Raw genomic sequence first — 11,953 nt, forward strand, 5'->3', positions numbered from 1 at the left:
GAACGAGGACTCCAATGGTCAAGGAACTGCTGATCGATCCCGCCGACATCCGCCGGCCGGGCGAGTTGCGACTCGGAACCATCCCAGTGAACGCCTACGCGACGCCGCTCGCGACGGAGCGCGAGCGCTACGGCGACGCGGCGCTCGAGCGCATCGGGCGCGACATGCTGCTGGTGCGCGAGTTCGAGCTCATGCTCAACGCCGTCAAGCGCGAGGGCGCGTACCTGGGCGTCGACTACACGCACCTCGGTCCGGCGCATCTGTCGATCGGTCAGGAGGCGCAAGCCGTCGGCCAGGCGTTCACGCTCGACGCGCGCGACAAGGTCTTCGGCAGCCACCGCAGCCACGGCGAGGTGGTCGCGAAGGGATTGTCGGCGATCGCGAAGGCTGATGCAGCGCAGCTCCAGGACCACTTCTCCACGTGGGCGGGAGGCGAGGCATGGCGTGTCGTGCGCGATCGTCTCGACGCCGACGATCCCGAGCAGCTGGCCATCAACTACCTCATGTACGGCATGGCTGCTGAGACGTTCGGGCGACGGACGGGCTTCAACCGCGGCCTGGGCGGAAGCATGCATGCGTTCTTCCCGCCGCTCGGGATCTATCCCAACAACGCGATCGTGGGTGGGTCGGCACCCCTCGCGACCGGCGCGGCGCTCTACAACCGCCTGCGACGTCAAGACGGCATCGTCGTCGCCAGCATCGGCGATGCCTCAACCGGCACGGGACCGGTGTGGGAGTCGTTCAACTTCGCCTCGATGTCGCAGCTGACCGGCCTCATGGACGAGTCGCATCGCGGCGGGCTGCCGGTGGTGTTCTTCATCGTCAACAACTTCTACGGCATGGGCGGCCAGCCCATCGGCGAGACGATGGCCTTCGAGCGCCTCTCGCGGATCGGCGCTGGCGTGAATCCGCAGAGCATGCACGCGCAGTCGATCGACGGCAACGATCCGTTCGCCGTCATCGACGCCATGCGTGACGCGCGCGAGCACCTGGAGGCCGGCACCGGTCCCGTCTTGATCGACTGCCAGACCTACCGCCTCTCCGGCCACTCGCCGAGCGACTCGAGCTCGTACCGCAGCAAGGAGGAGGTCGACGCATGGGCGAAGGGCGACCCCATCGACCGCTACTTCTCGCGCCTCGTCGACGAAGGCGTGATCGCCGACGGCCGGCACCAGGAGCTCAAGACGTGGGCGGAGCACACCGTGCGCGCCGCGCTCGAGGTTGCCATCGACCCCCACGTGTCGCCCCGGATGCGGCTTCGTGATGACCCGCAGGTGATGGCTGGCGTGACGTTCAACCACACCACGGTCGACCTCGAGGCGGCACCTGCAGGGGAGACCACGGTGCCGCTCGAGGAGCTGCCCCACCTGCAGGCGATCGCCAAGAAGTCACGCACGGGGGTGGCCGAGGGGGCCGCCCTGTCGGGAGCGAAGGCCGTCACGTTCCGGGACGCGATCTTCGAGGCGATCGTGCTGTCGACGGCTGCCGACGACCGCATCACGCTCTGGGGCGAGGAGAACCGTGACTGGGGCGGGTCGTTCGGTGTCTATCGCGGGCTGACGGAGTTCCTGCCCCGGCACCGTCTGTTCAACAGCCCCATCTCGGAAGCGGCGATCATCGGCACGGGTGTCGGCTTCGCGCTCTCCGGTGGCCGCCCACTTGTCGAGCTCATGTACGCGGACTTCATCGGTCGTGCCGGTGACGAGCTCTTCAATCAGATGGCCAAGTGGCAGCCGATGTCCGGCGGGCTCGTGCAGCTGCCCATGGTGGTGCGCATCTCCGTGGGGGCGAAGTACGGCGCGCAGCATTCGCAGGACTGGTCGTCGATGGCGGCGACGGTGCCTGGTCTGAAGATCGTCTTCCCTGCGACGGCGCGCGACGCGAAGGGCTTGCTCATCGCCGCGCTGCGCGGCAACGACCCAGTGTTGTTCTTCGAGAGCCAACGCCTCTACGACCAGCCGGAGATCGTGCATCCCGACGGCGTGCCGATCGGTGCCGAACCGACACCGATCGGGCTCCCGAACATCGTGCGCGAGGGCAGCGACCTGACCGTGCTGACGGTGGGCGCGACCCTCTACCGCGCCCTCGATGCCGCGAAGCGTCTGAGCGAAGAGCACGGCATCGAGACCGAGGTCATCGATGCTCGCTCGCTCGTGCCCTTCGAGTACGAGCTGCTGCTGGCTTCGGTGCGCAAGACCGGCAGACTGCTGTGCGCATCGGACGCCAATCTGCGCGGGTCCTGGCTCCACACCGTGGCCTCGACCGTCACCGCCGAGGCCTTCGACGATCTCGATGCACCGGTGACCGTGCTCGGCGCGCGCAACTGGATCGCACCGCCGGCCGAGCTGGAGTGGGAGTACTTCATCACGCCGGAGGACATCATCGACGCCGTGCACGAACGCATCGTCCCGCTGCCGGGTCATGCGGTGCAGCCCGGCCGAGGCGCATGGGCCGTGCCCGACGACTCGACGATGGGTATCTAGCGATGGAGCGCTTCGACGTCGTCGTGCTCGGCGCCGGGCCCGGGGGCTACACCGCCGCAGTGCGCGCCGCGCAGCTCGGCAAGCGGGTGGCGATCGTCGAGCCGTCGATGTGGGGCGGCGTGTGCCTCAACCTGGGCTGCGTGCCGGCGAAGACGCTGCTGCGGCATGCCGAGATCGCCGACATCATCACGCGGGAGCGCGCTCGATTCGGCTTGCGCGGCGAGATGACGGCGGACTACGGCGTCGCCTACGCGCGCAGCCGCGAGGTCGCGGACGGGCGCGTCAAGGGTGTGCACTACCTGATGCGCAAGCATGGGATCGAGGAGATCCACGGCACCGGTCGGTTCCGAGACGCGCAGACGATCGAGGTCACCGGCGTCGAGGGAGTGCGGAGCACGCTGCGCTTCGGCGACGCGATCATCGCGACGGGCGCCCGCCCGATGGGGCTGCCCGGCATCGCGCTCTCGGAGCGAGTGATCTCCTACGAGACGCTCATCATGCGTGCGGATGCGCCGACGTCGATCGTGATCATCGGCGGCGGTGCGATCGGCGTCGAGTTCGCCAGCCTGCTGGCGGCCTTCGGCACGCAGGTGACGATCGTGGAGGCGATGCCGCGACTGCTGCCGAACGAGGACGACGACGTCGCTGCTGCGTTGGAGAAGCAGCTCGCCAAGCGCGGCATCACCGTGCTCACGTCCGCCCGCGTGGCCGGTGTCGATGAGCGCGATGGAGGCGTTCGTGTCGCGGTTGCACGCGAGGACGGCGAATCGGAGCTCGCGGCTGAACTCGTGCTCGTCGCGATCGGCTTCGCGCCGAACAGCGGTGCGCTGGGGCTCGAGGCTGCCGGAGTGCGGATCTCCGAGCGCGGCGGCATCGAGATCGATGAGCGGATGCGCACGAGCGCCGGGCACATCTGGGCGATCGGCGACGTCACGGGCAAGCTGCAGCTGGCGCACGTGGCTGAAGCCCAAGGCATCGTCGCGGCGGAGTCGATCGCCGGAGTCGAGACCGTCCCGATCGCGGACTACCGGATGATGCCGCGGGCGGTCTTCGGTCGACCGCAGGTGGCGAGCTTCGGCCTGACCGAGCGCGATGCACGCGCGACCGGTCAGCGGATCGTCGTCTCGACATTCCCCTTCATGGCGAACGCGCGTGCGCACGCCCTCGGCGAGCCCGAGGGCTTCGTCAAGCTGATCGCGGACGAGGAGCACGGGATGCTGCTGGGAGCGCATCTCATCGGCCCCGACGTCTCGGAGCTGCTGCCGGAGCTCACGCTCGCACAGCAGTACGAGCTCTCAGCGGCGGAGCTCGCCCGCAACGTCCACACGCATCCCACGCTGAGCGAAGTCATCCTCGAAGCCGCGCACGGCGTGCACGGATCGCCGATCAACCTCTGAACGGTTCGAAGCCGCCGAACGCTCAGGCGCCCAGGCTGGCGATCCACTCCGCTGCGTCCGCTGCGGCGGTGATCGAGGTGCCACTCACAAGCCAGGTGGCGCCCGCGGCGATCAGCGTCCGGCCGATCTCGGGGGTCACGCTGCCGTCCACGCCCACCAGCTCGTGCCCCGCAGTCGACGCCGCTCGCACGACATCGAGCGCATCCGCATCGAAGCCTGATCCGGCATGGCCGGGACGAACCGACATCACGAGCACCCCGAGAGACGGGTCGAGCCCCGTGAGCTCGGCCCTCGACTCCACGGCGACGACCGCCTGACGGCCGGCCTCGGCGACGCGATCGACGGTCGCCCGCCAGCGTGGCGCTCGGCGGTGCACGGCGATGATGTCGCAGCACGCGAGCCAGGCATCGAGTCCGTGCTCAGGGTCGGTCGTCATGAGATGGGCCTCTCCGACCGCACCGGTCAGATCGAGGACGTGCGACGCCTGCGACGCCGTGAACCCCCCGGCCGGTCCGATGGTGCCATCGGAGAAGTCCCAGTGCAGGCGATCGATCCCGGCCGCGACCAGCCGTCTCGCCTCCCGATCGAGACCCGCGGGCGCGGTCGACCACAGCGACGCGCCCACGTGCACCGTCACCGCCGAGGCCCAGCGAGCACCGCGTCGGCAAGCGTCTCGTCGACGACGACCTCGGTGATCCAACCGCCCGCCGTCAGAGCAGTGAGGGCCAGCGCCTTTCGCGCATCCATCGCCACACCAAGCACACGGGGGACGGCCTTGATCTGCTCGGCAGAGATCGAGATGCAGCGCTCTGAGAAGTCGGGTGCCAGCTCCTGCCCGTCGCTGTCGACGAGCGTCGTCCCGACCTCGGCGACGACACCGCGCTCGAGCAGCGACTCGCGCAGGCTCGGCTCGATCGAATCGAACAGCTGTGACATCGGTGGACTCCAGCTGCCGACGGCCATCACCGCCGTCGTGACCGCATCGAAGCGCTCCAGGACTCGGTGGATCGCCGGCTGTCGACGGAACAGAGCGGCCGTCTCCGCGTCCTCGGTCAGCAGCGGCGCGAAGATCGGCAGCACCTCGCCTCCGGCGCTGAGGCTCATCGCTCTCACGATCTCGACCGGCGAGAGGTGGCGCGTCATCTCCGTCGCGCCGGTGAGCTGCACGACAGAGACCTGTGGCAGGGGGCCGAGCTCCTGGGCCGTCGCGCTCAGCGTGCGCCCCCAGCCCATGCCGAGGACCTCACCGTGGGTGAGCGTCTCGGAGAGCAGCGAGGCCGCCGCGCGACCGACGGTGTGGCGCACCTCGTCATCGTCGCCGTGTGCGGCGACCACCACGGCACGCTCGATGCCGAGGCGCTCGCGCAGCGCTGCTGAGCGCTCCTCGTCGATGAACCCGGAGTCGTCGATCGCGATGGAGACGATGCCGGATGCGCGGGCATGCTCGAGCAGTCGCGCCACCTTGAAGCGGGAGATGCCGAGATCCTTGGCGATCTCGATCTTGCTGCGATCGGCGACGTAGAAGGCCCGGGCCGCTCGCACGGCCAGGCCGCGGTCGAGTCCGTCGTCAGCGTTGCTGCTGGGGCTCATGCCGCTCCTCACGATCGACGCTTGCGCGTTGTCACGGATGAGCATAGTGTCTCTCGATAACAGATGAGCGAGCAACGCGCTCAGATGAGCACCAGCGAAGCACACTGCAAGGAGGCAGCGATGAAGCGGCGGATCCCCAACGAGATCGGCATCGCGGTCGTCATCGTGCTCGTGGTCGGAGTGCTCGCACTGCTCTCACCGAACTTCGCGACCATCTCGAACATGCAGGTCCTGCTGCTGAACGGCGCTGTCATCGCGTTCCTCGCGCTCGGGCAGACCTTCGTGCTGCTCACCGGAGGCATCGACCTCTCGACCGGGTCGAACATCGCGCTCACCGGCATGGTGGCGGCGCTCCTGATGCAGAGCGGACTGCCCTGGTGGACGGCTGCATTGCTCGCGATCGCCCTGGGCCTGCTGGTCGGGGCCTGGAACGGGTTCGCCGTCCACTACCTGGGCCTGCCCCCATTCATCGTGACGTTCGCGACCTTCGGCGCCGCAGCGTCCGTGCCGCTGATCCTCACCGGCGCAAGCTCCGTCAACGTCGCCGATCAGATGTTCGCGATCATCGGGCGCGGCGGGATCTTCGGCATCCCGATGCCCATCCTGCTCGTGGCTGTCGCCGCGGCGATCTTCGCCGTCGTGCTCACGCTGACGCCGACTGGCGTGCACATCTACGCGATCGGCGGCAACAAGGAGACCAGCCGTCTCGCCGGCGTGCGGACGGGCAGGGTCGTGATGTTCGCCTACGCGATGAGCGGGCTGTGCGCGGCGATGGGCGGGCTCATCGTCACGAGCAGGCTCATGGTCGGCTACCCCAGCGCGGGTTCGGGCAACGAGCTGTTCTATTCCATCGCCGCTGCCGTGGTCGGGGGCGTGAGCCTGTTCGGCGGCATCGGTTCGATCGGCGGGGCGCTCCTCGGCGCGCTCCTCATCGCCACCGTCTCGAACGGCATGAACGTCGTCGGCGTCGAGAGCTACTGGCAGCCCCTCGTGATCGGCGCGATCATCCTCATCGGCGTCATCCTCGACACCCATCGCCGCTCGATCTCGCTCACCACCTTGCTCGACCGCTTCCGGGGCCGTGGAGGACCCCAGCAGCCGCGCAGCGCCGAGGTCACGTCCGGCGCTGCTTGAACCAATCCATCCACGCGTCAACGAAGGAGAATCCCATGCGACGCAACACCCTTATCGCGACCGCGGGCGCAGCAGCGGTGCTGCTGCTCGCAGGCTGCGGTGCGATCGACACAGGAACGAACACGAGCGCCGACCCAGAAGAGGCGACGCTTCCGGAATCCTGCAGCGAGGAGCAGCCGTTCATCGGCGTCGCGCTGCCCAATCTGACCAATCCGTACTACGTGGCGATGCAGCGAGGCTTCGAGGAGGCCGGCGCTGATGCCGGTTTCGAGGTGCAGGTGCAGATCGCGAACGATGACGACGCGCAGCAGCTCGCCCAGGTGCAGGCATTGCTCGAGCAGCAGCCATGCGCGCTCGCGCTGAACGGCGTCAAGTCGGAGCCTGCTGCGGCGATCGTCGCGGCGGCCAACCAGGCGGGCGTTCCGGTGTTCACCGTCAACGTCGGTGTGGACCCCGAGTCGCTCGAGGCGCAGGGGGCGAGCATCATGCAGTACCTCGGTGCTGACAACTACGCGGGCGGCCAGCAGATGGCGGAGCTGGTGCTGGCCGACCTCGGCGCTGACGCAGAGCTGAACATCGGGTTCGTCACCGAGCCCGACGAGACGCCGACGGTGACGCGTGACCAGGGCTTCGAGGACACGATCACCGCGGGAAACCCGAACGCCCAGATCGTCGCGAGCGTGGATGGCAACGTGCAACCCGACGCCTCGCTGCAGGCGACGAGCGAGCTGCTCTCTGGCAACCCTGACATCAACGTGATCTTCGCCAGCACCGGGCCCGCCACGTATGGCGCGCTGCAGGCGCTTGGGGACCGCACCGATGTCGCGGTCTACGGCTTCTGCGCCTCCGAGCTCACGATCGAGGCTCCGTACGCGGGTTGCGTCGCTCAAGAGCCGGAGTCGTACGGGCGCCAGGTGATCGAGCAGATCGCCGGGTTCATCGCGGGCGAGACCCCGGAGGCCGAGATCCTGCTGCCGCTCAAGGTCTTCGGCGAGGGCGAGACTCCCGCACCGGGCGAGGTGGGCTGAGATGACGACGGTGGCCGAGACTGCTGAGCGGGGCCTGATCATCGACCGCGTGAGCAAGAGCTACGCGGGCACGTCAGTGCTGCGAGACGTCTCGGTCACCGTCCGTCCCGGTGAGATCGTCGGGCTCGTCGGACACAACGGCGCCGGAAAGTCGACGCTGCTGAAGGCGATCTCCGGTGCGGTCGCACCGGAGATCGGCACGGTGACCGTCGACGGTGACGCGTTCCGGCTCGGCGACCCGACGGCAGCGATCCACGCGGGCATCGCGACCGTCTACCAGGAGCTCTCGCTCGTGCCGAACCTCACGGTGACGCAGAGCGCGTTCCTCGGACGCGAGCGCAGCGCGGCGGGGATGCTGCGCCGAGATGAGATGCGTGCCCAGACCCAGGCGCTGCTCGCCGAGTTCGGTCTGAAGATCGATCCGGACGCCCGCATCGGCGCGATCCCCGTCGCGACCCGTCAGCTGCTCGAGGTGGCGATCGCGACCCACCGCAAGGCGCGCTATCTGCTGCTCGACGAGCCGACGACCTCGCTCGAAGGCGAGCAGGTCGATCGCTTCCTGGAGACCGTGCGGGCCCTTGCGCAGCAGGGGCTGGGCATCGTGCTCGTCGATCACAAGCTCGAGGAGCTCTATGCGGTCTGCTCACGCATCATCGCCCTGGTGGACGGCGAAGTCCGGATCGACGGACTGGTCGACCAGGTGAGCCGCGGCGACATCGTGCATGCGATCGCAGGCGAGGATGCGGGTGATCCTGAGACGCCGCCGACGGCGTCGAAGGACGCGAAGCCGGACGCACGGGTCACGTTCGAAGCGCGCGCACTCTCGACAGCACACCTCCGAGATGTCACGGTGCGAGCGCGCGCCGGTCGCGTGCTGGGGATCTATGGCCTTGTCGGCGCTGGTCGCACGGAGCTGCTCCGCGCGGTCGTGGGACTCGATGCCCTCACGGGCGGGGAGATGCGGGTCGACGGGAAGCCGTTCACGCCGCGCAGTCCACGCGACGCGATGCGCCGGGGCATCGCGTATGTGACGGAGGAGCGCAAGCAGGACGGCATCGTGCCGCAGCTCGACTCGACGCTGAACCTGATGCTGCCCGTGCTGCAGCAGGAGAGCGTCGGCCCGTTCCTGCGCCATCGCAGGCTCGAGTCGCGCGCAGTGGAGCTGATGGACTCGTTGCGAGTGCGCGGCAACCGAAAGGCGCCGATCGAGCGACTCTCTGGAGGCAATCAGCAGAAGGTCGTGCTGGCACGCGCGCTTGCCCAACGCCCTCGGATCCTGCTGCTCGACGAACCCACGAAGGGCGTCGACCTGGGCGTGAAGAGCGAGATACACCGGCTGGTGCGTCGCCTTGCGCATGACGAGGACATCACCATCATCGTCGTCTCCAGCGAGGAGGACGAGATCGCCGAGATCGCTGACGACGTCATCGTCATGCACGGCGGTCGAACTGACGGTCAGCTGGTGCCGTTGTCCGAGCGAACACCTCAGGCGCTGCGCCGCATCGCATGGGACGCCGCCTGAGCGCCCGAATGCCCACCACGTCCCACCTGTCATCCACGAGGAGAACCATGGATCACCGCTCGCGCGTGCTCGACGCGGCTCGCCAGACCATCCTCGCTGAGGCCTCCGCCGTCGCAGCCGTCGCCGATCAGCTCGACGACAGCTTCCTCGACGTGCTCGACCAGCTGCTGGCATGCACCGGCAAGGTCTTCATCACAGGCTCGGGCACCTCGGGCACGATCGCCCGCCGCATGGCGCATCTCTTCAGCGTCTGCGGCACGCCCGCTGCCTTCCTCCACCCCATGGACGCCCTGCACGGCACGATGGGGGTGCTCGCCGAGAGCGACATCCTCCTCACCATCTCGAAGGGCGGCGAGTCCGCCGAGCTCAACGACCTGATCGGGCTGGCTCGTCGACGAGGCGTGGGCATCATCGCCATCACCTCCGACCCGTCGTCGTCCATGGCGCGGCTGGCGGACACCGTGGTCACGCTGCACAATCGTGAGGGGGCCGACCCCGGCAACGTCATCGCGATGGGCTCCACACTGGTGACAGCAGTGTGGGGGGATGCGCTCGCGATCCTGCTCATGCGGCAGCGCGGCTACACCTGGCAGCAGATGCTCGAGACACATCCCGGCGGCGCCGTAGGAAAGCAGCGGCACGAGCCGGAGGCGTTCGAGCCGATTCAGTAGGAGGCACCATGCCGATCGTGGCCGGCGTCGATGTCTCGACGCAGTCGAGCACGGTTGAGCTGCGTGATGCCGACACCGGCGCGCTGCTCGGGAGCGGGCGCGCCGCGCATCCGCGCACGTTTCCACCCATCAGCGAGCAGGACCCGCTCACATGGTGGGCGGCGGTCAAGGAAGCGCTCGCGGCGGGGATCGCTCAGGCTGGCGTGGCGAGCGCCGACATCCGAGCGCTCAGCGTCGGTGCGCAATGCCATGGGCTCGTCATGCTCGACGACGTCGGGCGGCCGCTGCGACCCGCGAAGCTCTGGAACGACACCACCAGCGCGCCGCAGGCGGAGCGCATGGTCGCCGAGCTGGGGGCAGAGGGCTGGGTGCACGCGGTCGGGAGCGTTCCGCCATCCGCGTTCACGATCACGAAGCTCGCCTGGATCGCGGAGCACGAGCCGCACCGCCTCGACGCCGTGCGGCGCATCCTCCTGCCGCATGACTACATCACCTGGCGCATGACCGGCCGGGCGGCCACCGACCGCTCGGATGCGTCCGGCACCGGTTACTACGCTGCCCACGAGGGGCGGTGGCGCATCGACCTGCTCGAGCGGTTCGTTCGCGAAGACCTCGACTGGGCCCCGTTGCTTCCTACGGTCGTCGGGCCAGACGAGCCGGCAGGTGAGGTGCTCCCTGCTGTGGCCGAGGAGCTTGGCCTCCTGCCCGGCGTCGTCGTCGCCGCGGGCGGTGGCGATCAGCACGTGGGTGCGGTGGGCCTGGGCATGCGCACGGGCGATGTCACGTTCAGCATCGGCACGTCCGGTGTCGTGCTCGCCTCGTCGGAGCAGCCGGTGCTCGACCCCACCGGCATCATCGACGGTGTCGCGAACGCCACCGGTGGCTACCTGCCGCTGGCCTGCACGCTGAACGCGACGAAGGTGACGGATTGGGCGGCTGCGATGCTGGGCGTCGACGTCGGCGAGCTCGGCGCGATGGCGCTCGCGGCCGACCAGCCCGATCGGCCGGTCTTCGCCACGTTCCTCGACGGCGAGCGCACACCGAACCGGCCCGATGCGGTCGGTGTGATCGCCGGGCTCACCACGAAGACATCCCGTGAGGACGTGGCGCGCGCGGCCTTCGAGGGGGTGCTGCTCGGCATGTGCGGCGGGCTCGAACGGCTGCGCGACGTCGGAGCGGAGACGGATGGCGCGCTCATCGCGACCGGTGGCGGCGCGCGCTCGACCGCGTATCTGCAGCTCCTGGCAGATCTGCTGGGTCGCGAGGTGGCCGTGCGCGATGCGCCAGAGGCGACCGCGCGCGGTGCCGCCCTGCAGGCCATCGCGGTGCTGGGCGGCACCTCGGTGCAGACGGTGTCGGATGCGCTGCGTCCGGCCACGACCTCGTCGGTGACGCCGCGACGCCGCGTCGAAGGGGGGCTGCAGGAGCGCTATCGCGCGACTGCGGGCTGGACGGGTGCTGATCGGGGCCGGGAGGCCTGATTTCCGCTCAGGTGACCGGCTCGCCCTCCGCAAGCCGCGCAACAGCGGCCACGACCGCCTCGACCGCGAGCTCGAACCCCGCCATCGCCCGATGCTCGTCGTCGCCCATGGCGGCGACCTCGCGCAGCTCGGGCAGCTCGTGCCCGTCGCTGCGCCAGAGCGGCACCGGCGACGCAGCGTCCATCGCCGACCCGAGCGCCACCGCGTCGATCATCGACGAGCACGCGACGCGCTGCTCCACCGGCACCCCTGCATCGCGCAGGATGACGAACAGCGCCTCGTAGATCTCGAGCGTGCGAGCATCCTGCACCGGCGCGCCGACCAGCACCGGCACGATGGCGGGCACGCGTGCGGTCGCCGCTCGGTAGGCGCGCATCCACAGTCGCAATCGATCCAGCGGGGGTTGTGCGACGTCGCGGGCAGGTCCGAGCTCGATCCCGGCATAGAGCTGCTCGCGCATCTCGTGCACGATCGCGAGCCGCCCGCCGGGAAGGTGGTGGTAGAGCGACGAGGGGTGCACGCCGAGAGCCGCAGCAACGCCCGGGATCGTGAACTCCCCGTGCTTCGCGACCAGCCGGAGCGCCGCCTCCGCAATGAGCTGGGGAGAGAGGATGCGGTGCTTCGGCCTGGCCACGTGGCTCCGTTCG

The 11,953-nt window shown here is 69.1% G+C and carries 10 protein-coding genes; 7 read left to right on the plus strand and 3 right to left on the minus strand.

Features of this window, described 5'->3' with window-relative positions; translation table 11 throughout:
• Positions 1–14 precede the first annotated feature (14 nt).
• On the plus strand, positions 15–2,483 hold the full coding sequence (locus MKD51_RS13375; RefSeq protein ID WP_240240980.1) for an alpha-ketoacid dehydrogenase subunit alpha/beta: 2,469 nt from the start codon (positions 15–17) through the stop codon (positions 2,481–2,483).
• A gap of 2 nt (positions 2,484–2,485) precedes the next feature.
• Positions 2,486–3,880, plus strand: a complete 1,395-nt coding sequence (lpdA, locus tag MKD51_RS13380) for a dihydrolipoyl dehydrogenase (protein ID WP_240240981.1) — start codon at positions 2,486–2,488, stop codon at positions 3,878–3,880.
• A gap of 22 nt (positions 3,881–3,902) precedes the next feature.
• Here lpdA and MKD51_RS13385 read toward each other — a convergent pair whose 3' ends face one another.
• The gene (locus MKD51_RS13385) at positions 3,903–4,517 is read right to left on the minus strand and encodes a hypothetical protein (RefSeq protein WP_240240982.1); all 615 of its coding nucleotides are present in this window, start codon (positions 4,515–4,517) and stop codon (positions 3,903–3,905) included.
• Complete coding sequence (locus MKD51_RS13390) at positions 4,514–5,470, minus strand: sugar-binding domain-containing protein (protein WP_240240983.1); 957 nt, start codon at positions 5,468–5,470, stop codon at positions 4,514–4,516. The genes MKD51_RS13385 and MKD51_RS13390 overlap by 4 nt, the downstream gene beginning before the upstream one ends.
• Before the next feature lie 120 nt (positions 5,471–5,590).
• Between MKD51_RS13390 and MKD51_RS13395 the strand changes: the two genes are divergently transcribed.
• From MKD51_RS13395 to xylB, 5 genes are read left to right on the plus strand one after another with little or no spacing between them, the layout of a single operon-like run.
• Positions 5,591–6,604 carry an ABC transporter permease gene (locus MKD51_RS13395; RefSeq protein WP_240240984.1) on the plus strand — a complete coding sequence of 338 codons (1,014 nt, stop codon included), beginning with the start codon at positions 5,591–5,593 and terminating at the stop codon, positions 6,602–6,604.
• A 35-nt stretch (positions 6,605–6,639) separates the two neighbouring features.
• Positions 6,640–7,632 (plus strand): substrate-binding domain-containing protein, encoded by a 993-nt coding sequence (locus MKD51_RS13400; protein WP_240240985.1) that lies wholly within the window; start codon positions 6,640–6,642, stop codon positions 7,630–7,632.
• 1 nt (position 7,633) lies between these two features.
• Positions 7,634–9,154 (plus strand): sugar ABC transporter ATP-binding protein, encoded by a 1,521-nt coding sequence (locus tag MKD51_RS13405; protein ID WP_240240986.1) that lies wholly within the window; start codon positions 7,634–7,636, stop codon positions 9,152–9,154.
• 47 nt (positions 9,155–9,201) lie between these two features.
• Positions 9,202–9,825 (plus strand): SIS domain-containing protein, encoded by a 624-nt coding sequence (locus tag MKD51_RS13410; protein WP_240240987.1) that lies wholly within the window; start codon positions 9,202–9,204, stop codon positions 9,823–9,825.
• An 8-nt stretch (positions 9,826–9,833) separates the two neighbouring features.
• A complete protein-coding gene (xylB, locus tag MKD51_RS13415; RefSeq protein ID WP_240240988.1) occupies positions 9,834–11,306 on the plus strand; it encodes a xylulokinase in 1,473 nt (490 codons plus the stop codon).
• A 7-nt stretch (positions 11,307–11,313) separates the two neighbouring features.
• Here the strand turns inward: xylB and MKD51_RS16090 are convergent, their stop codons facing one another.
• Complete coding sequence (locus MKD51_RS16090; protein WP_240240989.1) at positions 11,314–11,940, minus strand: TetR/AcrR family transcriptional regulator C-terminal domain-containing protein; 627 nt, start codon at positions 11,938–11,940, stop codon at positions 11,314–11,316.
• Positions 11,941–11,953 lie beyond the last annotated feature (13 nt).

The sequence above is a fragment of the Agrococcus sp. ARC_14 genome (assembly GCF_022436485.1).
Lineage (GTDB): Bacteria > Actinomycetota > Actinomycetes > Actinomycetales > Microbacteriaceae > Agrococcus.